The sequence below is a fragment of the Pseudomonas sp. CGJS7 genome (assembly GCF_036961695.1).
Genome location: NZ_JBAMDI010000061.1, coordinates 22,245 through 45,835, shown reverse-complemented (window position 1 = coordinate 45,835; position 23,591 = coordinate 22,245). Strand labels below are relative to the sequence as shown.

Annotated in this window: 23 protein-coding genes; 16 read left to right on the top strand and 7 right to left on the bottom strand. The window is 66.3% G+C overall.

Annotation, left to right across the window (positions count from 1 at the left end; genetic code table 11):
- The first annotated feature begins 114 nt into the window (after positions 1-114).
- A complete protein-coding gene (locus V7787_RS29830) occupies positions 115-915 on the top strand; it encodes a VOC family protein (RefSeq protein WP_336090937.1) in 801 nt (266 codons plus the stop codon).
- A gap of 191 nt (positions 916-1,106) precedes the next feature.
- Here the strand turns inward: V7787_RS29830 and V7787_RS29825 are convergent, their stop codons facing one another.
- Positions 1,107-1,739 carry an OmpW/AlkL family protein gene (locus tag V7787_RS29825; protein ID WP_336090935.1) on the bottom strand — a complete coding sequence of 211 codons (633 nt, stop codon included), beginning with the start codon at positions 1,737-1,739 and terminating at the stop codon, positions 1,107-1,109.
- A gap of 694 nt (positions 1,740-2,433) precedes the next feature.
- Between V7787_RS29825 and V7787_RS29820 the strand changes: the two genes are divergently transcribed.
- The 5 genes from V7787_RS29820 to V7787_RS29795 all read left to right on the top strand — a co-directional run bounded on the left by V7787_RS29820 (position 2,434) and on the right by V7787_RS29795 (position 8,154).
- Complete coding sequence (locus V7787_RS29820) at positions 2,434-3,207, top strand: DUF2884 family protein (protein ID WP_336090934.1); 774 nt, start codon at positions 2,434-2,436, stop codon at positions 3,205-3,207.
- 193 nt (positions 3,208-3,400) lie between these two features.
- On the top strand, positions 3,401-4,816 hold the full coding sequence (locus V7787_RS29815; protein ID WP_336090933.1) for a dihydrolipoyllysine-residue acetyltransferase: 1,416 nt from the start codon (positions 3,401-3,403) through the stop codon (positions 4,814-4,816).
- Positions 4,817-4,965: 149 nt separating this feature from the next.
- The gene (locus V7787_RS29810) at positions 4,966-5,649 is read left to right on the top strand and encodes a hypothetical protein (protein ID WP_336090931.1); all 684 of its coding nucleotides are present in this window, start codon (positions 4,966-4,968) and stop codon (positions 5,647-5,649) included.
- Between the two features lie 145 nt (positions 5,650-5,794).
- Positions 5,795-7,612 (top strand): dihydrolipoyl dehydrogenase, encoded by a 1,818-nt coding sequence (lpdA, locus tag V7787_RS29800; RefSeq protein WP_442965338.1) that lies wholly within the window; start codon positions 5,795-5,797, stop codon positions 7,610-7,612.
- Between the two features lie 200 nt (positions 7,613-7,812).
- Positions 7,813-8,154: a hypothetical protein gene (locus tag V7787_RS29795; RefSeq protein WP_336090930.1), complete on the top strand. Its 342-nt coding sequence runs from the start codon at positions 7,813-7,815 to the stop codon at positions 8,152-8,154.
- A 134-nt stretch (positions 8,155-8,288) separates the two neighbouring features.
- Here V7787_RS29795 and V7787_RS29790 read toward each other — a convergent pair whose 3' ends face one another.
- Both V7787_RS29790 and V7787_RS29785 read right to left on the bottom strand, forming a co-directional pair.
- The gene (locus V7787_RS29790; RefSeq protein WP_336090928.1) at positions 8,289-9,095 is read right to left on the bottom strand and encodes a hypothetical protein; all 807 of its coding nucleotides are present in this window, start codon (positions 9,093-9,095) and stop codon (positions 8,289-8,291) included.
- A gap of 291 nt (positions 9,096-9,386) precedes the next feature.
- Positions 9,387-9,647 carry a DUF2061 domain-containing protein gene (locus V7787_RS29785; protein ID WP_336090927.1) on the bottom strand — a complete coding sequence of 87 codons (261 nt, stop codon included), beginning with the start codon at positions 9,645-9,647 and terminating at the stop codon, positions 9,387-9,389.
- 288 nt (positions 9,648-9,935) lie between these two features.
- On the opposite strand from V7787_RS29785, the gene V7787_RS29780 reads away from it, so the two are divergent.
- The 9 genes from V7787_RS29780 to V7787_RS29740 all read left to right on the top strand — a co-directional run bounded on the left by V7787_RS29780 (position 9,936) and on the right by V7787_RS29740 (position 17,368).
- On the top strand, positions 9,936-10,304 hold the full coding sequence (locus V7787_RS29780) for a hypothetical protein (protein WP_336090926.1): 369 nt from the start codon (positions 9,936-9,938) through the stop codon (positions 10,302-10,304).
- Between the two features lie 10 nt (positions 10,305-10,314).
- Positions 10,315-11,151 (top strand): F0F1 ATP synthase subunit A, encoded by an 837-nt coding sequence (gene atpB / locus V7787_RS29775; RefSeq protein WP_336090925.1) that lies wholly within the window; start codon positions 10,315-10,317, stop codon positions 11,149-11,151.
- Between the two features lie 102 nt (positions 11,152-11,253).
- Entirely contained in the window at positions 11,254-11,526 is a 273-nt protein-coding gene (gene atpE, locus V7787_RS29770; protein WP_336090966.1) for a F0F1 ATP synthase subunit C, read from the top strand.
- Positions 11,527-11,613: 87 nt separating this feature from the next.
- Positions 11,614-12,084, top strand: coding sequence for a F0F1 ATP synthase subunit B (locus V7787_RS29765; RefSeq protein ID WP_336090924.1), 471 nt, complete (start codon positions 11,614-11,616; stop codon positions 12,082-12,084).
- A 17-nt stretch (positions 12,085-12,101) separates the two neighbouring features.
- Positions 12,102-12,629 carry a F0F1 ATP synthase subunit delta gene (locus V7787_RS29760; RefSeq protein ID WP_336090923.1) on the top strand — a complete coding sequence of 176 codons (528 nt, stop codon included), beginning with the start codon at positions 12,102-12,104 and terminating at the stop codon, positions 12,627-12,629.
- Positions 12,630-12,764: 135 nt separating this feature from the next.
- A complete protein-coding gene (gene atpA, locus V7787_RS29755) occupies positions 12,765-14,315 on the top strand; it encodes a F0F1 ATP synthase subunit alpha (protein WP_336090922.1) in 1,551 nt (516 codons plus the stop codon).
- Between the two features lie 110 nt (positions 14,316-14,425).
- Positions 14,426-15,289, top strand: a complete 864-nt coding sequence (gene atpG / locus V7787_RS29750) for a F0F1 ATP synthase subunit gamma (RefSeq protein ID WP_336090920.1) — start codon at positions 14,426-14,428, stop codon at positions 15,287-15,289.
- Positions 15,290-15,358: 69 nt separating this feature from the next.
- A complete protein-coding gene (gene atpD, locus V7787_RS29745; RefSeq protein WP_336090919.1) occupies positions 15,359-16,786 on the top strand; it encodes a F0F1 ATP synthase subunit beta in 1,428 nt (475 codons plus the stop codon).
- A 156-nt stretch (positions 16,787-16,942) separates the two neighbouring features.
- Positions 16,943-17,368 (top strand): F0F1 ATP synthase subunit epsilon, encoded by a 426-nt coding sequence (locus tag V7787_RS29740; RefSeq protein ID WP_336090918.1) that lies wholly within the window; start codon positions 16,943-16,945, stop codon positions 17,366-17,368.
- A 110-nt stretch (positions 17,369-17,478) separates the two neighbouring features.
- On the opposite strand, the gene V7787_RS29735 is transcribed toward V7787_RS29740, so the two are convergent.
- Positions 17,479-17,862, bottom strand: coding sequence for a GtrA family protein (locus V7787_RS29735; protein WP_336090917.1), 384 nt, complete (start codon positions 17,860-17,862; stop codon positions 17,479-17,481).
- 320 nt (positions 17,863-18,182) lie between these two features.
- Between V7787_RS29735 and glmU the strand changes: the two genes are divergently transcribed.
- The gene (glmU, locus tag V7787_RS29730; RefSeq protein ID WP_336090916.1) at positions 18,183-19,574 is read left to right on the top strand and encodes a bifunctional UDP-N-acetylglucosamine diphosphorylase/glucosamine-1-phosphate N-acetyltransferase GlmU; all 1,392 of its coding nucleotides are present in this window, start codon (positions 18,183-18,185) and stop codon (positions 19,572-19,574) included.
- A gap of 80 nt (positions 19,575-19,654) precedes the next feature.
- Here glmU and V7787_RS29725 read toward each other — a convergent pair whose 3' ends face one another.
- The 3 genes from V7787_RS29725 to V7787_RS29715 form a co-directional block, all read right to left on the bottom strand.
- Positions 19,655-20,527 carry a glycosyl hydrolase family 18 protein gene (locus V7787_RS29725; protein ID WP_336090915.1) on the bottom strand — a complete coding sequence of 291 codons (873 nt, stop codon included), beginning with the start codon at positions 20,525-20,527 and terminating at the stop codon, positions 19,655-19,657.
- 282 nt (positions 20,528-20,809) lie between these two features.
- Positions 20,810-22,114 (bottom strand): sensor histidine kinase, encoded by a 1,305-nt coding sequence (locus V7787_RS29720; protein ID WP_336090913.1) that lies wholly within the window; start codon positions 22,112-22,114, stop codon positions 20,810-20,812.
- A 9-nt stretch (positions 22,115-22,123) separates the two neighbouring features.
- Positions 22,124-23,482 carry a sigma-54-dependent transcriptional regulator gene (locus V7787_RS29715; RefSeq protein WP_336090912.1) on the bottom strand — a complete coding sequence of 453 codons (1,359 nt, stop codon included), beginning with the start codon at positions 23,480-23,482 and terminating at the stop codon, positions 22,124-22,126.
- Between the last annotated feature and the right edge of the window lie 109 nt (positions 23,483-23,591).

The following is a 23,591-nucleotide window of genomic DNA, read 5'->3' as shown; positions in this document are numbered from 1 at the left end:
GATCGGGCGAGCCGGCGTGAGCCGGGGTGAGCCCGCGCGTTTTTCGCCGCAGCGCGCCATGACGATTTCTTCGCCACGGGGTAGTGTCGAAGCGTAGTCCGGGGGAGAAACGACATGACCGCGTTCGTTCACGCCCCGGGCGCCCCGTGCTGGTTCGAGCTGGCCACCGACGATCAACCGGTGGCCGAGGCTTTTTACAGCGCTTTGTTCGGTTGGACGGTCGAGCGCACGCCGATGCCCGACGCCAGTCTGTATACGATATTCCAATTGAACGGCTGCGACGTGGCCGCCACCTACACCCTGGTGCCGGGCGCCTTGCCCGGTCCGGACGGCAACAACTCCCCGCATTGGGGCGTGTATTTCCGCGCTGCCGACTGCGATGCGGTCGCCGCGCGTGCGGTGGCGCTGGGCGGGCGCATGATCGCCGCGCCGTTCGAGTTGATGGAGCACGTGCGCATGGCCGTGTGCGCCGATCCGGAAGGGGTGGTGTTCTCGCTGGCGCAGCAACGCGCGCATCCCGGCGTCGACGCGCTCGGGGTCGACAACGCGGTGTGCTGGGCCGAGCTGGCCACCCGCGACATCGCCGGCGCCGAAGCCTATTACCAGCAACTGTTCGGCTGGCGCATGCAGGCCCATCCGTTGGCGCCGGACGGTTACCGGGTGTTCGTCGATGAGCACCGCCGGCTCGGCGGCTTGCTGCAGATGCAGCCCGACTGGGGCGACCTGGACCCGCATTGGTCGATCTATCTGCAAGTGCCCGACGTGGAAGCCTGCGTGCAGCGTGCGCTGGCCTTGGGCGGCAGCCTCGCGTTCGCGCCGTTCGACGCCACCGGCGTGGCCCGGATCGCGCGGCTCAACGATCCGCGCGGCGCCGGCTTCTACGTGATCCATTTTCTCGATCCCGCCGCGGACTGATCGGGCCGGCGCATTCGCCGGCGTTCGCGCCGGACAAAAAACAACGGGCCCCCGAAGGAGCCCGTTGCGGTGGTGCTGTTGCTGTTGCGGTGTTGCCACTGCGTACTGCACTCGCACTACGTGTTGCTGTTGCTCTGCTGCATTCGCCGATACGGCGTGATCATCGAGCCGACCGCGCGATCGGCGATCGATCAGAAGCGCGCGCCGATGCCGACGCCGACGGTGACCGGGTTCAGCTCGGCTTCGCCGACGGTCAGGCCGTTGACCTTCACGTCCGACTTGCTGCCCTGCATGTAGCGCACGTCGGCGCGGGCGAACCAGGTCGGGTTGATGTTCAGATCCACGCCCGCGGTGGCGATGCCGCCCTTGGCGTTTTCCACGCCCAGGCGCTGGCCGCCGAGCAGCTTCTCGCCGGTGTAGTTGGCTTGGTAGTAGCCCAGGCCCACGAACGGACGCACGATGCTGTCGGCGCTGCGGAAGTGGTACTGGCCGCTCAGCGCGATCGGCTGCGAATCGACGCTGCCGATCTTGCCGCCGCCGGCGTTGACGCGGTGACCGAACTTATCGGCCGAACCCCACGCCTCGATGGCGATGTTGTCGTTGAAGAAGTAGCTGGCGCTCAGGGTCGGTGCGCCGCCGCCGTCGAGATCGCTGCGGACGCCGCCGATCTGCGGATTCTTGGTCGGCTGGGTCAGCGCGTAGCCGCCGACGATGGCGAAGCGCTTGCCGCTGGCGCTGTCGGTGGATGCATCCTGAGCGAAGGCGGCCGGGGCGAAAGCCAGAGCGCCGATCATGGCAAGGGTCAAATGACGAAAGCGGATCATGGAGTGGACTCCTGTTGTTGTGTTGTGTTGCACGACGCCTTGGGGGAGGCGGAACGCAAGTTAGCAACGCATGCATGAACCGAACTTGCCGCGCGAACGCGCGTGAAGGAACTTTTCACGCGCGAGTCGTGTTAGAGGCCTGTTTTCAAGGGGAAAATGAATGAAATGAACAAATTCGGACTAACCGGAATCGATGCATTGCAAGCGATGCGACGCCGCGTCCGAACCAGCGAGCGCATCGTGCGCAAAGCCTTTGCTTGCAACGAAGTCGCATGAAATAAGCGCTTTATCGCTGTATGAGCGAAGCTTGAACGCGCTGAAAAACACGCGCGCCGAAGACGTGGAAATCCGCTGCGAACGCATTCGGCAACGTCGATGCAGACCAATCGCCCATCTAAACCGCAGGAAAACGGCCGCTTTCGGCGCCCGCTGCATTCGGCCGCGAGAGGCGAAAACCGTATCGGCCCCGACCGGATTCGTGCCGCGCGTACGCATCGTTCGCCGATCGCCGTCGCGGATGGCGAACCCGCGCGACCTATCGCCGCGGCGATCGCGATACCCTCGCCATCGCTCAGTCAACCGCCACGATCGGCACCGCCAACCGCCATGACGAAGGTCATGCCGCCCATCGGCACAGGTGCGCCGATCGCGCCGGCGGCAAGCTGCCGACCATTCCACCGTCGAGGATCCGGCGATGCGCGCAAGTCTCCTGTTCCGAACCACCGCCCTGGCCGCATTGACGCTGGCCTGCGGTTCCGCGCTGGCCGAGGTCAAGGTCGACAGCACCTGCGAGATCGACAGCCCGTACGAGCTCACCCTCAACCAGCGCAGCCTGATCCTGACCCGCAAGAGCGGCGCGCCCAAGGCGATCGTGATGCGCCAGGGCCGGATGTTCGTCGACGACCGTTGGGTCGCGCTGAGCGCCGACGACACCCGCCGCATCGCCGAGTTCGAACGCGGCACCCGCGCGGCGATGCCCGAGGCCCAGCACATCGGGCGCGAGGCGGCCGATATCGCCTTCACCGCGCTCGGCGAAGTCGCCGCGGTGCTGGGCAACCACCCCGACCGCACCCGCACCCATGTCGAAAAGGCGCGCAAGCAGCTCGACGCGCGTCTGGCCCACGTGGTCACCCCGACCCATTTCAGCGGCAAGGCCCTGGGCGACGGCATCGGCGAGGCCTTGGCCGATACCTTGCCCACGGTGATGGGCGAGTTGGTCGGCGGCTCGGTCACCGCGGTGTTCAGCGGCGATCTGGACCGGTTCAAGCGCCTGGACGCGGTCGACGCCAAGATCGACGCGGCGGTGCAGCCGCGCGCCGACGCGCTCGGCCGGCGCGCCGACGCGCTGTGCGAGCGGGTGCGCGGGCTGGATGAGCTGGACAACGCGCTGGCCTATCGCTTCGCCGGCAAGCCGCTGGAACTGGTCAAGGTCGAGATCAAGCCGAAGACCCAGCAGGCGGCGCGATAAGCACGGCGCTGCAGCGTCGGCCGACCCCGCCGCGGCGGGCGCTCGCCCAGCCAGTACTTAGGCGTACGTAGGCCGAGCCGGCATATCGGCTGTGCCGCGTAGGTCTTTAGTACTGCACCGGGACCTGCGCGGTTGGCGTGATCGCCTGCACACGCCACAATAGGGTTTTCGCGCATTGCGGAGCCCCACGAACATGGCTGATCTGAAGGAAGCACGCGTCCCCGACATCGGCGACTACGACGGCGTACCCGTCATCGAATTGCTGGTCGCGGTCGGCGACACGGTGAGCCAGGACCAGGGTCTGGTCACGCTGGAGTCCGATAAAGCGACGATGGAAGTGCCGGCGCCGTTCGCGGGCGTGATTCGCGAGTTGAAGGTCAAGATCGGCGATCAGCTGGCCGAGGGCAGTGTGGTGGCGTTGATCGAGCCAACCGAAGGGGACTCGGCCGCAACGCCCGCGCCCGCCCAAGAACCCGCAAAACCGGCTGCGCCCGCCGCCGCGCCCGCAGCTCCCGCCAAAGCCGAAGCCCCCGCTCCGGCCAAGCAAGAACCCGCCAAGGCCGAACCCCCGGCCGCGCAAGCCCCCATCGCCGGCGCCACCGCCAGCACCGACCCCGAAGCCCTGCCGCCGCGCACCCCGCCGGTCAGCTTCACCGCCGAAGAGCTGATGCCCGACAAGGTGCCTTACGCCAGCCCGGCGGTGCGCCTGTTCGCCCGCGAGCTCGGCGTCGACCTGGCCCGGGTCACCGGCAGCGCCCGCGGCGGCCGGATCGGCAAGGAAGACGTGCAGTCCTTCGTCAAGAGCGTGATGCAGGGCGGCGGCGCGGCCGCGGCCGGCGCCGCCGGCGCAGCGCCCAGCCTGGGCGGCGGCCTGAATCTGCTGCCGTGGCCGAAGGTCGACTTCAGCAAGTTCGGCGAAACCGAAACCAAGCCGCTCTCGCGCATCCAGAAGCTGTCCGGCGCCAACCTGGCGCGCAACTGGGCGATGATCCCGCACGTCACCCAGCACGACGATGCCGACATCACCGACCTGGAAGCGCTGCGCGTGGCGCTCAACAAGGAAAACGAGAAGGCCGGCCTCAAGCTGACCATGCTCGCGTTCCTGATGAAGGCCTCGGTCTCGGCGCTGCAGAAGTTCCCGACCTTCAACGCCTCGCTCGACGCGACCGGCGAAAACCTCACCCTGAAGAAGTACTTCCACATCGGCTTCGCCGCCGACACGCCCAACGGCCTGGTCGTGCCGGTGGTGCGCGACTGCGACAAGAAGGGCGTGCTGCAGATCGCCAAGGAAACCGGCGAACTCGCCGCCAAGGCGCGCGACGGCAAGCTCGGCCCGGCCGACATGAGCGGCGGCTGCTTCTCGATCAGCTCGCTCGGCGGCATCGGCGGCACCGCGTTCACCCCGATCGTCAACGCGCCGGAAGTGGCGATCCTGGGCGTGTCCAAGTCGGCGACCAAGCCGGTGTGGGACGGCAAGCAGTTCGCGCCGCGGCTGATCCTGCCGTTGTCGTTGTCCTACGATCACCGGGTCATCGACGGCGCCGCCGCCGCGCGCTTCACCGCGTATCTGGGCCAGCTGTTGGCCGACATGCGCCGCGTGCTGCTGTAACGCCCCCCGCAAGCCAGGCGCCCGACGATGGGCGGCCCGCGATCGATGCGCGCCGCCTTGCTCGCGCGGCCTGGCCGGCGACGGCGGCGGCTCCGGCCGGCGACGTCGCCTTCGTCCCTTCTCGCCGTCCTACAGGATCGCCCGCCGCAATGACTGGTTCCTCGCGCAACGCTCCCGCCTCCCGCCGTCTGGCCTGGCTCGGCCTCGCCGTCGCGCTGGCCGCGCCGTTCGCGCAGGCGGCCGAGTGCTCCTTCGCCCTCGGCCGCGGCTGGCCGCCGGCCACCGAGAACCACGGCTCGGCGGTGGAGCAACTGCTCGCGGCCAAGGCCGAACCGCGCCTGAGCCTGACCTTCCTGCCCACCCGCGGCACCGAGAGCGGCGTGCTGCTGATTCCCGGCGCCGGCGACGCCGACTGGACCCTGCGCCACGCGCTGCCCAGCGAGCGTGTTGCGGTGTGGAATTCCGCGCGCGCCAGCGGCGCGCTGGAACTGCGCATCGATCAGGAAGTGGAGAACGAAGAAGCGCCGATGCCGGCCGCGCTGGCTCAGCGCATCGTCGCCGCCTGGAAGCGCGCGCTGGAAACCATGGCGCCGCAGGGCAAGGCGGCCGAGTTCCAGGACAAGGATCAATTGTTGTTCGTGGTCGACGGCTTGCGCGTCAGCGGCGCGCGTCCGGATTGCGGCGTCGGCGAGACGCTGATGGAGCAGGTCGGCCTGATGATCGAAGCGTCCAACGAAAGCGCCGCCAAGCGCGAGCGCCGTTGGCGCGCGTTGGGCGAATCGCTGGATGAGCTGGACAAGCAATTGGCCGAAGCCGCCGCGCCGCCGGCCTGAGCGTTGATCCGCGCGCGCCGATGCGCGCGCGGTGCGGTATCGCAGGCGCCGGCCGTCGCGGCGGGCGCCGAACGCACGGCCCGGCCGTGCGCCCCCATGGCGGACGCCCACGCGTCCGCACCAGATTCGAAGAGGACGCAGCGCGATGGCCAGCAGCATTGAAGTAAAGGTTCCCGACATCGGCGGTTACGACGACGTACCGGTCATCGAGTTGTTGGTCGCGGTCGGCGACACGGTCAAGAAGGATCAAGGGCTGGTCACGCTGGAATCGGACAAGGCGACGATGGAAGTGCCGTCCTCGGCCGACGGCGTGGTCAAGTCGCTCAACGTCAAGCTCGGCGACAAGGTGTCCGAGGGCGCGGTGATCGCGATCCTAGAAGCCGCCGGCGAAGCTGCCGGCGCCAGCGAAACCAAAGCACCTTCCCCGCCCGCGGCAGAGGTCGCCGCGCCGCGCGCGGCGGGTGAGGGCACGCCGGCCGCCGCGCCCGCATCCCAGTCTTCCCCCGCACCGGCGAATGCGCCGGCCGCCGCCGCTTCCAGCGGCCGCAAAGCCGACGTCGAATGCCGCATGCTGGTGCTCGGCTCCGGCCCCGGCGGCTACACCGCCGCGTTCCGCTCGGCCGATCTCGGCCTGGACACCGTGCTGGTCGAACGCTACGCCAGCCTCGGCGGCGTCTGCCTCAACGTCGGTTGCATCCCGTCCAAGGCGCTGCTGCACGCCGCCGCGGTGATCGACGAGGCCGAACACGCCAGCGACTACGGCGTCAGCTTCGCCAAGCCCAGCATCGATCTGGACGCGCTGCGCAAGTACAAGGAAAAAGTCGTCGGCCAACTGACCAAGGGCCTGGCCGGCATGGCCAAGCAGCGCAAGGTGCGCGTGGTCGCCGGCACCGGCACCTTCGTTTCGGCCAACGAACTGGAAGTGACCGGCGACAACGGCACCCAGCTGATCCGCTTCGAGCAATGCATCATCGCCGCCGGTTCGCAGGCGGTGAAGCTGCCGGGCTTCCCGTGGGACGACAAGCGCGTGATGGATTCCACCGACGCGCTGGAGCTGGCCGACATCCCGAAGAAATTGCTGGTCGTCGGCGGCGGCATCATCGGCCTGGAAATGGCCACCGTGTACCGCGCGCTCGGCAGCGAAGTCACCGTGGTCGAGTTCATGGACCAACTGATGCCGGGCGCCGACCCGGATCTGGTCAAGCCGCTCGCCGACCGCCTGAAGAAACAAGGCGTGGCGGTGTATCTGAAGACCAAGGCCGCCGGCACCGAAGCGTTGAAGGAAGGCATCAAGGTCAACTTCGAAGGCGAAAAGGCGCCCGAAGCGCAGGTCTACGACCGTGTGCTGGTCGCGGTGGGCCGCGCGCCCAACGGCGGCAAGATCGGCGCCGACAAGGCCGGCGTGCAGGTCACCGATCGCGGCTTCATCCCCGCCGACCGGCAGATGCGCACCAACGTGCCGCACATCTTCGCCATCGGCGATCTGGTCGGTAACCCGATGCTCGCGCACAAGGCCACTCACGAGGGCAAGCTCGCGGCTGAAGTCGCCGCCGGCGAGAAGAAGGAATGGGTCGCGCGGGTGATTCCGTCGGTGGCCTACACCGATCCGGAAATCGCCTGGGTCGGCGTCACCGAAACCGAAGCCAAGGCCAAGGGCCTGAAGGTCGGCATCGGCAAATTCCCCTGGGCCGCCAGCGGCCGCGCCATCGGCCTGGGCCGTACCGAGGGCTTCACCAAGCTGATCTTCGACGAAGCCACCCACCGCATCGTCGGCGGCGGCATCGTCGGCGTGCACGCGGGCGACTTGATCGCCGAGATCGGCCTGGCCATCGAAATGGGCTGCGAAGTCGCCGACATCGGCCACACCATCCACCCGCACCCGACCTTGAGCGAATCGGTCGGCATGGCGGCGGAGGTGTTCGACGGCACCATCACCGATTTGTACATTCCCAAGAAGAAGTGAAGCTCGCACGGGCCTGCTGGTTGGTTTTGGCCTTAGTGCCAGGCAGCGTTCTGGCCTGCTCTTGCCCGGAGGTTGAGGGCGGTTTGCAGGGATTGGTAACGCAATCCGCCGCCGTGGCCAGGGTGCGGGTGACTTCGGCGGAAACCGTGGCGGACTCCGCGCGTCGAGCGGAATCCGCGCGTGACGCGGGCGCCACGGCCGTGCGCGCCAAGTTCGTGGTGATCGAACGCTTGAAAGGCGACATGCGCGCCGTTTCGACCTTGTACTCCCCCAACTGGGGCTGCGGTCTTGAGGTGACGATCGGGCACGACTATTTGGTGTTCGTGCAAGGCCGCGAGCGGACCGCTTCACTGGAGTACTGCGCGCATGCCCGCGATCTCGGGCAGGGGTGGGCCGGCCTCAAGGACGATCAACTTGAGGCGATCCGCCGCCATGTGGGCCAGCGGATCGAGATTCCCGGGCGTTTGAATTGGCTGGGCACTCCGCCGCCACCGCCGCCGCCCAAGGGGCAGAAAGGAAAACGAACGGCTTGTTCGCCTTGACGAAGAGGTGCGCGAAACCGGGATTCGCGCAACCAGATCGAGTGCTTCGGCGCCGACGTACCACGGCTACGGCGCGGTAAGGTCTTTCGTACTTCGCAGAGCCGCCGCCTGCGCACAGGCGGCGGCCTGGTAAATCAGAACGAGAACGTCACGCCCGCCATCGGCCCCTTGAAGCGCTGATCCAGGCCGATCACGCCGTCGCGTCCGCCGCGGCGGGCGTCGATCTTGAACCAGTCGTAGCCGGCGAACACGCCGAAGCTCTCGGTGAAGCGGTATTCCACCAGCGCGTTGGCGCGGCTGATGTCGCCCTTGTAGTCGCCGAAATCGCCCCAGCCCGCGTCCAGGTACTGGCCCTGCACGACGAAACGCCAGTGATCGTTCGGCGACAAGGTCAGGCGCGAGCCGACCACCGGCGCGTAGCCGTCTTCGCTGGAACTGGTGCGGTAGCTGCTGGTGCCGGCCTCGGCGTTGAGCTTGCCTTCCAACTTGGCGTATTCCACGCCGATTTGCAGGCCCCAACTGACCGTGTCGGTTTCCACCACCGCGTAGTCGTACATCACGCTGGCCAGTTCGAACTTGGTCTTGGCCTGGGCGAAGCTGCCGGCGGGAATGGTGGTGTCGTCGAAGGAGATGTTGTCGCTCAACGTGGCGCGCTTGCTCTTGTCGTAGCTCCAGTAGTTGAACAGCAGGCGGTTGCGCTCGCTGAAACGGAACAGGCCTTCGATGCGCGGCACGGTTTCCTTGCTGCCGAAATCGAAGTCCTGGCTGAAGCGGTACGGCTGGCCCTGGAAGGTGGTGCCGGCGCTGAGCTCGCCGCTGGTGTCGACCGACATCGCGCCCAGGCGCACGGTGAATCGATCGTCTTCGGCGTGCGCGGGCAGTGCGAACGCAGCGCACGCCGCGGCCAGCGCGAGCGTTAACGGAAGAAGTCTGAAAGTCACAAGATCACTCCAATGCGGGGGAATGCAGCACAGTTCATGTACTGGTGCGTACATGAATGACGTCGCCGCGGTGCAGTGATCGTGAAAAAAACGGGAGCGGCCGATACGGCAAAGTAGGGACGGCCAAAAACGCAAACTCGGTCACAAAAGGCGAAGCCCCGGCGGGTCATGCCGGGGCTTCGGGGTGCCCACCGCTGCTTTTGCCATTGACGAGGAGAGAGTGGCGGCGGGCGTTCGTTGATACTGACCGGCCGTTGCGGAAAAGGTTCCGCAATCGGTCAAAGATTTCGATCAAGTCGCCAGCGCGCTACCCGAATTGGCTGAACCGTCGCGGGCGGCCTCGGCGCGGCGGCGTTCGATGCGTTTCCACACCTTTTCATGCAGATGGAACGCGACCGTGTTGCAGGCCGGTTCGACCAGAGCCAGGGCGCCGCCGACCCAGATGCTGCCGGTCATCAGATAGCCGACCAGGAAGGCGACGGTGAAGTGCACGCCGGCGAAGCTGAGAGTCTTGCGCATGGGGATGGCCTGGATGAGAATGATTCTCAACATACGCCGTCCTGGGGAGAAATCAAATCGAACCTTACAACCGGTTCGATAGCCTTCAGCTATGGCCAGGCGCCTCGGCGCGGCGTTGCTTACCTGCCAGGTAATTCAACGCACTAGCGCTGGACCGCATAGTCGCAGGCATGAAAAGTCAGACGAACGCGGCCGCGGCAATGCAACACAGCGCCTATGGCAGTCCCGTGACTGTCGCCGGTTGCCGCAAAGTCGCCCGCGTTCTATACTTTTGCGGCTCTACCGGGCGCTTTGCGCCAACCCCAGACCGACGAGACCCGCGTGCACGATCCAATGTCCGCAGGCCGCCGGCTAGCGTCGCGCGCGATTGCCTGGCAAGCCGGCGCAACCGCGCTGGCGGCACTGGCCTTCCTCTCCCTCGGCGCGAAGTTCGCGCTGGCGGCGGCGGTCGGCGGTGGGGCCGCGGTGGCTGGCAGCCTCGTGGCGGCCAGGATGGCACTGGGGGGAGGCGTACAACCGGCCGGGATGGCAATGGGACGGTTGTGGGTCGGAGTCATATTCAAGTGGGTGGCGGTACTGATGATATTCGGGCTCGGCATGACCCGGTGGCATCTACCGCCGCTACCAATGCTGGTGGGATTGCTGGCGGCGACGCTGGCCTTCGTACTGGCCAATCTTTTGAAACGATAAGGTGTCTTTCGTGAGTGAACAGACCGGTTCGGGCGGCCTGAACGAATACATCAAGCACCATTTGACCCACAACACCAGTGAGGTCTTTGGCAGCGATGCATTGTCGAAGTTCAACTTCGACTCGTGGATCGTGGCGTTGGTGCTCGGCTTGCTGTTCATCCTTTGGTTCGGCCTGGCCGCGCGCAAGGCGACGGCGGGCGTTCCCAGCAAGGGTCAGGCGTTCGTCGAGATCATCCTCGAGTTCATCGACGGACAGGTCAAAGACACCTTCCACGGCGACCGCCGTTCGGTGACGCCGCTGGCGCTGACCATCTTCATGTGGGTCGTGTTCATGAACACGATGGACCTGCTGCCGCTGGATCTGTTCGGCTGGCTGGTGCACACCACGCAAGGCGCGGAAGCCGCGCACCACACCTATTTCCGCGCGGTCCCCACCGCCGATCTCAACACCACCTTCGCGCTGTCGGTCTCGGTGTTCTTCATCCTGATCGGCCACGCGATCTCGGCCAAGGGCGTCGGCGGTTTCGGCAAGGAACTGATGACCGCGCCGTTCCACGCGCACGGCGTGATGAAGATCGTGCTGGTGCCGGTGAATCTGGTCATGAACGTCATCGAGTGGCTGGTCAAGCCGGTTTCGCTGGCGATGCGACTGTTCGGCAACATGTACGGCGGCGAGCTGGTGTTCATGCTCATCGCCGGCCTGCTGGGAAGCATCTACACCTTCGTGCCGGGCGTGCTCGCCAACGCAGCGTGGGCGATCTTCCACATCCTGATCATTCTGCTGCAGGCCTTCATCTTCATGATCCTCACGGTCGTCTACATCGCAGGCGCCCGCGAAAGCCATTGATTCAAGCCGCGTCACCCGCTGTTACCCAATTCCCGTTTTACCTAATTCGATTTCCCTTCACCGTTTAGCACTACCTCTACCAGGAGAAGCACCATGGAGTTCATCGCCAACGTTCAGGGTCTGACCGCGATCGCGATCGGCATCATCATCGGCCTCGGCGCGCTGGGCGCTTGCTTGGGCATCGCGATCATGGGTTCGAAGTTCCTCGAATCCGCCGCGCGTCAGCCGGAACTGGTGCCGATGCTGCAGGGCCGTATGTTCCTGCTCGCCGGTCTGATCGACGCCGCGTTCATCATCGGCCTCGCCGTCGCTCTGTTCTTCGCGTTCGCCAACCCGCTGATCGAAGCCGTCAAGCTCGCTGGCGCCGCCGGCTGATCAGGCAGAGCCGCGCCTCTCGGGGCGCGACTCGGCAATCCGGGCCGGCAATCGTCGGCCCAACGTAAGTAACGTCGAGGACCCGTCATGAATCCCAACATGACTTTCTTCGGTCAGATGCTCTCCTTCGCGATCCTGGTATGGTTCACGATGAAGTTCATTTGGCCGCCGCTGAACGCAGCGATCGAAGCGCGCCAGAAGAAGATCGCCGAAGGTTTGGCGAACGCCGAAGGCGCCGAAGTGCTCATCCAGCAGGCCAAGGCGCAGGCGGATGAAATCGTGCGCGAAGCCCGTACCAAGGCCAATGAGGTCATCGAACAGGCCCATCAGCGCGGCAATCAGATCGTCGATCAGGCCAAGACCGATGCGATGGTCGAAGGCACGCGTCTGAAGGCGCTGGCCGATGCCGAAATCGCCGCGGCGTCCGACCGCGCCCGCGAGGATCTGCGCAAGCAGGTGTCCGCGCTGGCCGTGACCGGCGCCGAGAAGCTGCTCAAGCGCGAAATCGACGCCAACGCCCACAAGGCGCTGCTCGACGAGCTGGCCGCAGAAATCTGATCGGATAGCCCAACGCGATGAGCCAGAACCTCACCCTCGCCCGTCCGTACGCCCGCGCCGCATTCGCGCTGGCGCGCGATGCCGGCCGCTCCAGCGATTGGTCGCACGCGCTCGCCTTCTCGGCGCGCGTGGCGGGCGATCCGCAGGTGCAGTCGCTGCTCGGACATCCGCAGCTGACCTCCGGCGACGCCGTCGCCCTGGTCGCCAACGACGGCGCCGACGAGTCCGTGCAGCGCTTCCTGGCGCTGCTGGCCGACAACCGCCGTCTGTCGCTGCTGCCGGAAATCTCCGGCATGTTCGAAGAACTGCGCGCCGAAGCCGACCGCGTGGTCAAGGCCAAGGTCACCTCCGCCAGCGATCTGCCCGCGGCCGAACTCGATGCGATCAAGGCCGCGCTGGTCAAGCGCTTCGGCCGCCAGGTCGAAGTCGAGACGGCGGTGGACGCCTCGCTGATCGGCGGCGCGGTGATCGACGCGGGCGACGTGGTGATCGACGGCTCGCTCAAGGGCAAGCTCGCGCGCCTGCAGACGGCGTTGGCCGGTTAAAGCAGGGATTCGAGATTCGCAATTCGGCTTCGCAGGCCAACGCTTCCGCGAAACCCGAACCGCCAAGCTCCAGTCCCGACATAAAGAAAGCACCCGCGCGTCGCCCCATCGCGATGCAGGACCAAGGAAACGACAATGGCAAGCACCCAGCTCAACCCGTCCGAAATCAGTGAACTGATCAAGACCCGCATCGAGAAGGTCAAGCTGGCCGCCGAAGCGCGCAACGAAGGCACCGTCACCTCGGTCGCCGACGGCATCGTGCGCATCCACGGCCTGGCTGACGTGATGCAGGGCGAAATGATCGAACTGCCGAACAACACCTTCGCGCTCGCGCTGAACCTGGAGCGCGACTCGGTCGGCGCCGTGGTCCTGGGCGATTACGAACACCTCGGCGAAGGCGACATCGCCAAGACCACCGGCCGCATCCTGGAAGTGCCGGTCGGCCGCGAACTGCTCGGCCGCGTGGTCAACGCGCTCGGCGAGCCGATCGATGGCAAGGGTCCGATCGCCGCGACCCTGACCGCTCCGGTCGAGCGCGTCGCCCCGGGTGTGTTGTGGCGCAAGTCGGTCGATCAGCCGGTGCAGACCGGTTACAAGACCGTCGACGCGATGATCCCGATCGGCCGCGGCCAGCGCGAGCTGATCATCGGCGACCGTCAGACCGGCAAGACCGCGATGGCGATCGACGCGATCATCAACCAGAAGGGCACCGGCATTAAGTGCATCTACGTCGCGATCGGCCAGAAGGCCAGCTCGATCGCCAACGTGGTGCGCAAGCTGGAAGAAAACGGCGCGCTCGCCCACACCATCGTGGTCGCCGCGACCGCGTCGGAATCGGCCGCGATGCAGTACATCAGCGCCTACTCGGGCTGCACCATGGGCGAGTTCTTCCTCGACCGCGGCGAAGACGCGCTGATCGTGTACGACGATCTGTCCAAGCAGGCCGTGGCCTACCGCCAGATCTCGCTGCTGCTGCGCCGTCCGCCGGGCCGCGAAGCTTACCCGGGCGACGTGTTCTATCTGCACAGCCGTCTGCTCGAACGCGCCGCGCGCGTCAACGAGGACTACGTCGAGAAGTTCACCAACGGCGAAGTCAAGGGCAAGACCGGTTCGCTGACCGCGCTGCCGATCATCGAAACCCAGGCCGGCGACGTGTCCGCGTTCGTTCCGACCAACGTGATTTCGATCACCGACGGCCAGATCTTCCTGGAAACCGACCTGTTCAACGCCGGCATCCGCCCGGCCGTGAACGCCGGTATCTCGGTGTCGCGCGTCGGCGGCGCCGCTCAGACCAAGATCGTCAAGAAGCTGTCCGGCGGCATCCGTATCGCCCTGGCGCAGTACCGCGAGCTGGCTGCGTTCGCGCAGTTCGCTTCGGACCTGGACGAATCCACCCGCAAGCAGCTCGAGCGCGGTCAGCGCGTGACCGAGCTGATGAAGCAGAAGCAGTACGCGCCGATGCCGATCGCGCTGCAGTCGCTGTCGATCTACGCGGTCGACAAGGGCTACATGGACGACGTGCCGGTGGCCAAGATCGGTGCGTTCGAAGAAGCGCTGCACGCGCATTTCGTCAACAACGCCGGCGAGCTGGTCAACACCGTCAATTCGACCGGCAACTGGAACGACGACATCGAAGGCGCCTTCAAGAAGGGCATCGAAGAGTTCAAGCAGACCGGGACCTGGTGATCAAGGCCGGGATTCGGCAGTCGGGGTTCGCGGTACGGCGCAGCCGGTCGCGATCCCCGCTCTGAAGAGTCCCGAATCCCGAATCCCCAATTCCACGAGCGGAGCGAGTAATGGCCGGCGGCAGAGAAATCAAAACCAAGATCAAGAGCGTGCAGAACACCCGCAAGGTGACGCGCGCGCTCGAAATGGTCTCGGCTTCCAAGATCCGCAAGGCGCAGGATCGGATGAAGACCTCGCGCCCGTACGCGCGCGTGATCAAGCAGGTGATCGGTCACTTGGCCCAGGCCAACGCCGACTACCGGCATCCGTACATGGTCGAGCGCAAGGACATCAAGCGCGTCGGCTACGTGATCGTGTCGTCCGACCGCGGCCTGGCCGGCGGTCTGAACAACAACATGTTCCGCAAGCTGCTCGGCGAGTTCCGCAAGTGGCAGGAGCAGGGCGTCGAGATCGACGTGGTCACCATCGGCCAGAAGGCTTCGGTGTTCTTCCGCCGCATCAAGGTCAACATGCTGGCCTCGGTCACCCACCTGGGCGACCAGCCGCATGTCGAGCAACTGGTCGGCGTGATCAAGGTGATGCTGGACGCCTACAGCGCCGGCAACATCAATCGCGTGTTCGTCTGCTACAACGACTTCGTCAACACCATGACCCAGCGCGCGGCGTTCGATCAGCTGCTGCCGCTGCCGGCGCCGGAAACCCAGGTCGCCAAGCACGACTGGGACTACATCTACGAACCCGATGCGCAGACCGTGCTCGATCACGTGCTGACCCGTTACATCGAGTCGCTGGTGTACCAGGCGGTGTTGGAGAACGTGGCCTCCGAGCATGCCGCGCGCATGGTCGCGATGAAGTCGGCCAGCGACAACGCGACCAAGCTGATCGGCACCTTGAACCTGGTCTACAACAAGGCCCGCCAGGCCGCGATCACCCAGGAAATCTCCGAAATCGTCGGCGGCGCCGCGGCGGTCTAATCCATCCGGTGGGCGCGGCCAGGGGCCTGCGACCACCAGCAGCATTTGAAAGTTACTGAGGAATCAAAGATGAGCAGCCAGGGCAAGATCGTTCAGATCATCGGTGCGGTCGTCGACGTCGAGTTCGCGCGCGAGTCCGTGCCGCGCGTGTACGACGCGTTGAAGGTCGAAAACACCGCCATCACCCTCGAAGTGCAGCAGCAGCTCGGCGACGGCATCGTCCGCGCGATCGCGCTGGGCTCCACCGACGGCCTCAAGCGCAACCTGGTCGCGACCAACACCGGTCGTCCGGTCGCCGTGCCGGTCGGCACCGGCACCCTGGGCCGCATCATGAACGTGCTCGGCGAGCCGATCGACGAACGCGGCCCGGTCGAGACCCAGGAACAGTGGGAAATCCACCGTCCGGCCCCCGACTACGCCGATCAGTCCTCGGGCAACGAGCTGCTGGAAACCGGCATCAAGGTCATCGACCTGATGTGCCCCTTCGCCAAGGGCGGTAAGGTCGGCCTGTTCGGCGGCGCCGGCGTGGGCAAGACCGTCAACATGCTCGAGCTGATCAACAACATCGCGACCCAGCACTCGGGTCTGTCGGTGTTCGCCGGCGTGGGCGAGCGTACCCGCGAAGGCAACGACTTCTATCACGAAATGTCCGACGCCAACGTCATCGTGCAGGACGACCTGTCGAAGTCGAAGGTGGCGATGGTGTACGGCCAGATGAACGAGCCGCCGGGCAACCGTCTGCGCGTGGCCCTGACCGGTCTGACCATGGCCGAGTACTTCCGCGACGAAAAGGACGCCAACGGCAAGGGCCGCGACGTGCTGTTCTTCGTCGACAACATCTACCGCTACACCCTGGCCGGTACCGAAGTGTCGGCGCTGCTGGGCCGCATGCCGTCGGCGGTGGGCTACCAGCCCACGCTGGCCGAAGAAATGGGCGTGCTGCAGGAGCGCATCACCTCGACCAAGACCGGCTCGATCACCTCGATCCAGGCCGTGTACGTGCCCGCGGACGACCTGACCGACCCGTCGCCGGCGACCACCTTCGCCCACCTCGACGCCACCGTCGTGTTGAGCCGTAACATCGCTTCGCTGGGTATCTACCCGGCGGTCGATCCGCTCGACTCCACCTCGCGTCAGCTCGACCCGAACGTGGTCGGCGCCGAGCACTACGACACCGCGCGCCGCGTCCAGGCCACCTTGCAAAAGTACAAGGAGCTCAAGGACATCATCGCGATCCTGGGCATGGACGAACTGTCGGAAGAAGACAAGACCGCCGTGGCCCGCGCCCGCAAGATCGAGCGCTTCTTCTCGCAGCCGTTCCACGTCGCCGAAGTGTTCACCGGCGCGCCGGGCAAGTACGTGTCGCTGAAGGAAACCATCCGCGGCTTCAAGGGCATCTGCGACGGCGAATACGATCACCTGCCGGAGCAGGCGTTCTACATGGTCGGCAGCATCGAAGAAGCGGTCGAGAAGGCCAAGAAGATGGGCGTGGGCTAAACCCACGGTTCCCTCTCCCGCGGCGCGGGAGAGGGTAGGTTGGGGCGCTGTCGCTCGATTCATCGGCAGTGACGTTCGCGCTCTGACCCCGTGTGTCCTCACCCCTTCCCTCTCCCGCGCGCGGGAGAGGGGGACAATGAATAGAGGCGTTTTTATATGGCAACCACCTTCCGTTGCGACATCGTCAGCGCCGAGGAAGAAATCTTCCACGGCGAGGCGACGCTGCTCGTGGCCACCGGCGAGATCGGCGAACTCGGTATCGCGCCGCGCCATGCGCCGCTGATCACCCGGCTCAAGCCCGGCAAGGTCGTGGTGACCCTGCCCAACGGCGATCACCTGGATTTCGCCGTGTCCGGCGGCATCCTGGAAGTGCAGCCGCAGGTGGTGACCGTGCTGGCCGACACCGCGATCCGCGCCCAGGACATCGACGAAGCCGCCGTGCGCGCGGCCAAGGAAGAAGCCGAGCGCGCGCTGGCCAACCGCGGTCCGCAGATGGACATCGCCGAGGCCCAGGCCAAGCTCGCCGAAGCGATGGCGCAGCTGCAGGCGCTGGAGCGTCTGCGCAAGAACATGAAGCACTAAGCCGGCCGCTGTACGCCGCTTACGAAAACGCCGGCCTCGCGCCGGCGTTTTTCGTTTCGGGCGGAGCCATCGGCAGCCTCGCAGCGCTCGGCGCTAGCCCGGTCGCCACCTCAGCGCCGATACACCCAATGCCGCGACGCCAGAAAACCGGCGACGCCCAGGACCACTTCGATCACCGGCTTGGCCGCCCAGGTCCATTGCAGTCCCGCGCGGTCGTTGACCAGGCTGATCGCCCAGGTGCTGACGATGGTCGTCGCGATCCACATCAGCGCGAAGCGGGCGAACTGACGGCGGCCGACCCGGGTGTCGTCGCCGGCGAAGGTGAAGCGGCCGTTGAGCCAGAACCCCAGCAACGCGCCGCTGATGCGGCCGGCCAGATTGGCTGCCTCCACCGGCATGCCCAGGTGGCTCAGGCCGACCATCGCGCCCCAATCGACGAAGTACTGCAGCGCGCCGATCAGCAGGTAGTCGCGGCTTTGCCGGGTCAGGCTCATGCGCGTGCCGGCCGGGACGCGGGTGGACGACGCACGCGATGGCGCGGGGCTGGGCGGGGGAGCATGCCGGCATTCTAGGCCACCGGCCCGCGGCGGAAACGGACGCGCGGACCGGTCCGCGTCGACGCACCGCGACGCCCGCCGGCATCGGCGCGAGGCCGTCGCCGCCTCGCCGGCCCGGTCCGAACCGGCGATAGCGTGTCCGCCGCCGCGATCGGTCCGTGCGCTCGGCCGTCATGCACCGTTTCGACGGGGGCAGTTGCTAAGATTCGGCCCAGACGGGGGATCCACGTCAATCGAAAGTAAGGAAGATTTCATACATGGCTCATGAGTCGATGAACCCGCTGCACGTCGTCATCCTCGCTGCCGGCGAAGGCAAGCGCATGAAGTCGGCGACGGCCAAGGTGCTGCAGAAGATCGCCGGCCGGCCGATGCTGGGACACGTGATCGAAACCGCGCGCGCGCTGAATCCGGCCGGCATCCACGTGGTCTACGGCCACGGCGGCGAACAAGTGCGGCAGGCCTTCGCAGGTCAGTCGGATCTGCATTGGTCCGAACAGGCCCAGCGCCTGGGCACCGGCCACGCGGTCCAGCAGGCGATGCCGGACGTGCCGCAGGACGCGCGGGTGCTGGTGCTGTACGGCGACGTGCCGCTGATCGCGGCCGATACGCTGCAACGTCTGTTGGCATCGCCCGGGCGGCTCGGGGTGTTGGTGGCCGACCTGGACGATCCCACCGGTTACGGCCGCATCGTGCGCGATCCGGAAGGCCGGGTCGGGCGCATCGTCGAGCACAAGGACGCCGATCAGGAACAACGCGAGATCCGCACCGTCAACACCGGCATCCTGGTCGCCGACGGCGAACCGCTGCGGCGCTGGTTGGAGCATCTGGGCAACGACAACGCCCAGGGCGAGTACTACCTCACCGACGTGTTCGCCTCGGCCGCCGCCGAATACAGCGCGGCGGAGATGGTCCACGTCGACGATCCGATCGAAGTCGAAGGCGCCAACGATCCCTGGCAGCTCGCTCAGCTCGAACGCGCCTATCAGCGCCGCGCCGCGCGCGCGGTGTGCGTGCAGGGCGCGCGTCTGGCCGATCCCTCGCGCTTCGATCTGCGCGGCACCGTGCAGGTCGGCCGCGATGTCGAAATCGATGTCGACGTGATCCTGGAAGGCACGGTCGAACTCGGCGACGGCGTGATCGTCGGCCCCTTCTGCCGGCTCAAGGACGTCAAGCTCGGCGCCGGCACCGTGGTTCGCGCGCATTGCGATCTCGACGGCGTGGTGGTCGAAGGCGCGGCGCAGATCGGCCCGTATTCGCGCCTGCGTCCGGGCACCGTGCTCGCCGACGGCGCGCACGTGGGCAACTTCGTCGAGACCAAGAACGCGCGCGTCGGCGTGGGCAGCAAGGCCAATCACCTGACCTACCTGGGCGATGCGGTGATCGGCGCCGGCGTCAACGTCGGCGCGGGCACCATCACCTGCAACTACGACGGCGTGAACAAGTCGGTCACCACGATCGAGGACGGCGCCTTCATCGGTTCCAACTCTTCGCTGGTGGCGCCGGTGACCATCGGCAAGGACGCGACCATCGCCGCCGGTTCGACCATCACCCGGCCAGCGCCGGCGGGCGAGTTGACCATCGGCCGCGCGCGGCAGTCGACGGTGGAAGGCTGGAAGCGTCCGCTCAAAAGAGAAAAGCCGCAAGGTTGAGCGAACGCATGAAAAATCCGGGAAGCCGAATGGCTTCCCGGATCCGCGCGCGGCTCAACGGCTAGCGCGCGTTCGCATCCTTACGGAACGTACTCCACCGACTCGGTCGAACCGGCCTGCGACTTGACGATGCTGGTGTAGTACTGCGCGGCCGTGGTGGTGTTCAAGAACGCGTTCGGCGCCCAGATCATCACGCCCTGGTAGCCGTTGTCGGCGACGCTCTTGGCGATGGTGCCGGCTTGCGAGGCCGAGCTGAATTCCGGCGAGATGCCTAGGAACAGATTGCTCTTGGCCATGCCGTAGCCGACGTACTTGGTCAGGTAACTGACGCTGCCGCCGTAGGTCATCTCATAGCCTTCGGTCAGCTGAGTGGCCGCGTTGTAGGGCGCTTTGAAATAGGTCGAGTCCGACCACAACGCCTTGCTCAGGGTCTTGCCGGAAAAATACGGATTGGCGCGGATCGCTTTCAGTACCGCGTAGAACGAACTCGCGCTGCCCGAGCAGGTGGAGTATTCGTCGTCGACGTCGATGCCGTCGAGCCCGTACTTGACCACTTCGGCGACCATCGCATCGCCCAGCTTGGCCGCGGTCTTGGCGGTCATGTTGCACGACCAGCCCGCGTTCTGATGATTGCCCAGGTACGAGATCTGGACCTTGATGCCCTTGTTCTGCAACTGGCGGACCGCGTCGATGTTGTCTTTCAAGATCGCGGTCATCTCGGCGTTGTAGTACAGCACCGGCGTGTTGGGCGTGCTGCCGTTGATGTTGGCGGCGAACAGCACCAGATCGGAAAAGAACGGCTTGCCGGTGCTCTTGACCGTGTATTTGCCGATGTCTTTCACGTCTTGCGGCGAAGGATTGTTTAAGAACACCACATTGCGCGCTGCGCTCGCGCCGAAACTGGCGAGAAATGCCATTAGACCGGCAGCCAAAAGCGTAGGTGTGCGAAGCATTGGCGAAACTCCTCTTCCATTGGTTGGAAAACGAACTCGATTTAGCGAACGCGAACGTCGCGATGCGCGCGCGTCCTGGCTAGAAACGACCCACGAGGCGAATCACCCTACTTTTTTTCGAGCCAGGATTGGATGCGCTGCGTTCGCTGCGCGAGACTCGCTCAAGCGCAGTCGGCAGAACATGCGCGGGTTCGCGAATCGAGTCGATGAACGACGAAGATTCCGACGTGGTTCGCTAAACGCCGATCCGCTCGGGCCGACGCGAAGCGCGCCGGACGCGGTTCAGTCCGGCAGCACCATCGACACGCACAGCCCGCCGCCTTCGCGATTGAGCAGGGCGATGCGGCCGCCGTGGGCCTCGGCGATTTCGCGGGCCAAGGCCAGGCCCAGGCCGGTGCCGTTGCGCTTGGTCGAATAGAACGGCAGCAGCGCGTTGGCCAGCACCGCCTCGTTCATGCCGGTGCCGCGGTCGAGGATGTCGATCCGCCAGCCTTCCTGGATCCGGCGCAGTTGCAGGCGCACCTCATCGGCCGCCGAACCGGACTCGTGCGCGTTCTTGAGCAGATTGATCAGGCACTGTTCGAGCTGGGCCACGTCGACCCGCGCGATCGCTTCGCTGTGCTCGCCTTCGAAGGCGAAATGGACCTGGCTGCGCAACTGCTCGACGAACCGCGACCACTCGATCGGCTCCAGCCGCGGCGCCGGCAATTTGGCGAAACGCGCGTAGTCGCGGATGAAGCCTTCCAGGTGGCGCGCGCGGTCTTCGATGGTGTTGAGCGCGGTCGGCAGTTTTTCGTACTGGCCGCGGCGCACCAGTTCGGCGCCGGAATGCGCCAGCGAGGCGATCGGCGCCAGCGAGTTGTTGAGCTCGTGGCTGATCACCCGGATCACTTTCTTCCAGGTCTGCACTTCCTGCCGGCGCAGCTCGGAGGTGAGTTCGCGCAGCAGCACCAGTTCATGGGCGCGGCCGTTGAGGCGGAACACCCGTCGCGACAGGTGATAGATGCCTTCGTCCTCGACGTCGCCGATGCTGAACATGCCGTCGCCGCCGCGTTCGAAAGCGTCCTGCATCGGCGCCGGCGCGCTGCGCATGAGTTCGTCGAAGTCCTGACCTTCCAGGCGCTTGCCCTCGCCGAGCATCTTGCGCGCGGCCAGGTTGCCGTGAACGATGCGCCGCGACGGATCGATCAGCAGCATCGCCACCGGCGTGTTCTGCACCATCGTGTCGAGCAGCAGCTCGCGCTGGACCAGGCTCAGGCGTTGCTCGCGCAAGGTGTCGCCCAGGCGGTTGTGGCTGGCGACCAGCTCGCCCAGATCGCCTTTGCCCGGCCAGTGGAAGCTGATCGAATAATCGCCGTCGCGGTAACTGGCCACCGATCCGGTCAGCGCGCGGAACAGCGAGTGCATCGGCGCGAACGCGCGCTGCACGTGATAGATCAACAGCGGCGCCAGCACCGCCAGCACGATCGCCAGCGCCCACCACGGCCGGGCCAGGTGTTGCGACAACCACAGCGTCGCCGCCGCGCCGACCGCGAGGTAGGCCAGCGCGATCGCGCCGAACACCAGACTCAAGGGGACGCGGCGCATGATCGCTCCTCAGTCGCGCTTGATGCCGAGCCGTTCCAGACGCCGGTACAGCGCCTGACGCGACAAGCCCAGTTCGCTCGCGGCCTGGGCCAACACGCCGCCGGCGCGATCGAGCGCGGCTTCGATGGTGGCCCGGTCCAGTTCCTCGCCGGCGGCCGCGCCAGGCGCGCTGGCCGGCGCCGCGGGCAGGCCGAGATCGGCCGCGCCGATGCTGTCGCCGCGCGCGAGCAAGGCGGCGCGCTGCAAGGTGTTGCGCAACTCGCGCACGTTGCCGGGCCAGGCATGGGCGAGCAAGGCGCGCTCGGCGTCCTCGCTCAAACGCTTGCCCTCGGCGAGCGGATTGTCTTGCAGGAACGCGCGCGCCAGCGGCAACACGTCGTCGCGGCGATCGGCCAGCGGCGGCACGTCGATCTGGATGGTGTTGAGGCGGTAGTACAGGTCTTCGCGGAAACGGCCGTCGCGGATCATCGCCGGCAAGTCGGCGTTGGTGGCGCTGATCACCCGCACTTTGACCTGGCGCTCGCGGTTGGAGCCGAGCCGTTCGAAGCGGCCGGTTTCCAGCACCCGCAGCAGCTTCATTTGCCCGGCCAGCGGCAGGTTGCCGATTTCGTCGAGGAACAAGGTGCCGCCGTCGGCGGCTTCGAACTTGCCTTCGCGCATCTTGTTGGCGCCGGTGTAGGCGCCGGCGTCGGCGCCGAACAATTCGGCTTCGATCAGTTCGGTCGGCAGCGCGCCGCAGTTCAAGGTCACGAACGGGCCGGCCTTGACCGAGGAGTTGGCTTGCACGATCTCGGCGATCTTCTCCTTGCCCGCGCCGTTGGGGCCGGTGATCAGCACCGGCACGTCGGCGCGCGCGACATGGCAGGCCAGCTCGATCACCCGCGCCAGCGGTTCGGAGCCGAACACCAGCCCGCGCAGGTCGTAACGCGCTTCCAGTTCGCGATGGGCGCGGCGGCGTTGGCCGTGCAGGCGCGAGACCTCGCGGGTGCTGGCGGCCAGTTCCAGCAGGTTCTCCACGCTGGCCAGCAGTTTCTGATCGTCCCAGGGCTTGGCCAGATAGTCGGCGGCGCCGGCCTTGGCCAGATCCACCGCGATGTCCAGGTGGGTCCAGGCGGTCAGCAGGATGATCGGCAGGTCCGGATAGCGCGCGCGGATCGCCCGGAACAGCGCCACGCCTTCTTCGCCGGAAGTGGTGTCGGCGGTGAAGTTCATGTCCTGCAGCACCAGGCCGACGTCTTCGCGCGCGAGCAGGTCCAGGCCTTGCTCGGGCGATTGCGCGGTGATCACCTGGATCTCGCGCAAGCCGAACAGCAGGTCCAGCGCGGTGCCGACCGCGGGATTGTCGTCGATGACCAGAACCGTGCGCATCAAGGTACCGAGGGAAAGAGGCGGGGCGAGCGGAGCGTTCGCGACCCGGCGAGTATGCCAGCGGCGGCGCGGTGCGGCGAATGCCGCAGCGGCCGGGCCGAAGGGTTCG

What these genes read in the sequence shown, in the direction of transcription:
- V7787_RS29830 (WP_336090937.1), top strand. Translation starts at nt 115, where the DNA reads ATGACCGCGTTCGTTCACGCCCCGGGCGCCCCGTGCTGGTTCGAGCTG.
- V7787_RS29825 (WP_336090935.1), bottom strand. Translation starts at nt 1,739, where the DNA reads ATGATCCGCTTTCGTCATTTGACCCTTGCCATGATCGGCGCTCTGGCT.
- V7787_RS29820 (WP_336090934.1), top strand. Translation starts at nt 2,434, where the DNA reads ATGCGCGCAAGTCTCCTGTTCCGAACCACCGCCCTGGCCGCATTGACG.
- V7787_RS29815 (WP_336090933.1), top strand. Translation starts at nt 3,401, where the DNA reads ATGGCTGATCTGAAGGAAGCACGCGTCCCCGACATCGGCGACTACGAC.
- V7787_RS29810 (WP_336090931.1), top strand. Translation starts at nt 4,966, where the DNA reads ATGACTGGTTCCTCGCGCAACGCTCCCGCCTCCCGCCGTCTGGCCTGG.
- lpdA (WP_442965338.1), top strand. Translation starts at nt 5,795, where the DNA reads ATGGCCAGCAGCATTGAAGTAAAGGTTCCCGACATCGGCGGTTACGAC.
- V7787_RS29785 (WP_336090927.1), bottom strand. Translation starts at nt 9,647, where the DNA reads ATGTTGAGAATCATTCTCATCCAGGCCATCCCCATGCGCAAGACTCTC.
- V7787_RS29765 (WP_336090924.1), top strand. Translation starts at nt 11,614, where the DNA reads ATGAATCCCAACATGACTTTCTTCGGTCAGATGCTCTCCTTCGCGATC.
- V7787_RS29760 (WP_336090923.1), top strand. Translation starts at nt 12,102, where the DNA reads ATGAGCCAGAACCTCACCCTCGCCCGTCCGTACGCCCGCGCCGCATTC.
- atpA (WP_336090922.1), top strand. Translation starts at nt 12,765, where the DNA reads ATGGCAAGCACCCAGCTCAACCCGTCCGAAATCAGTGAACTGATCAAG.
- atpG (WP_336090920.1), top strand. Translation starts at nt 14,426, where the DNA reads ATGGCCGGCGGCAGAGAAATCAAAACCAAGATCAAGAGCGTGCAGAAC.
- atpD (WP_336090919.1), top strand. Translation starts at nt 15,359, where the DNA reads ATGAGCAGCCAGGGCAAGATCGTTCAGATCATCGGTGCGGTCGTCGAC.
- V7787_RS29740 (WP_336090918.1), top strand. Translation starts at nt 16,943, where the DNA reads ATGGCAACCACCTTCCGTTGCGACATCGTCAGCGCCGAGGAAGAAATC.
- V7787_RS29735 (WP_336090917.1), bottom strand. Translation starts at nt 17,862, where the DNA reads ATGAGCCTGACCCGGCAAAGCCGCGACTACCTGCTGATCGGCGCGCTG.
- glmU (WP_336090916.1), top strand. Translation starts at nt 18,183, where the DNA reads ATGGCTCATGAGTCGATGAACCCGCTGCACGTCGTCATCCTCGCTGCC.
- V7787_RS29725 (WP_336090915.1), bottom strand. Translation starts at nt 20,527, where the DNA reads ATGCTTCGCACACCTACGCTTTTGGCTGCCGGTCTAATGGCATTTCTC.
- V7787_RS29720 (WP_336090913.1), bottom strand. Translation starts at nt 22,114, where the DNA reads ATGCGCCGCGTCCCCTTGAGTCTGGTGTTCGGCGCGATCGCGCTGGCC.
- V7787_RS29715 (WP_336090912.1), bottom strand. Translation starts at nt 23,482, where the DNA reads ATGCGCACGGTTCTGGTCATCGACGACAATCCCGCGGTCGGCACCGCG.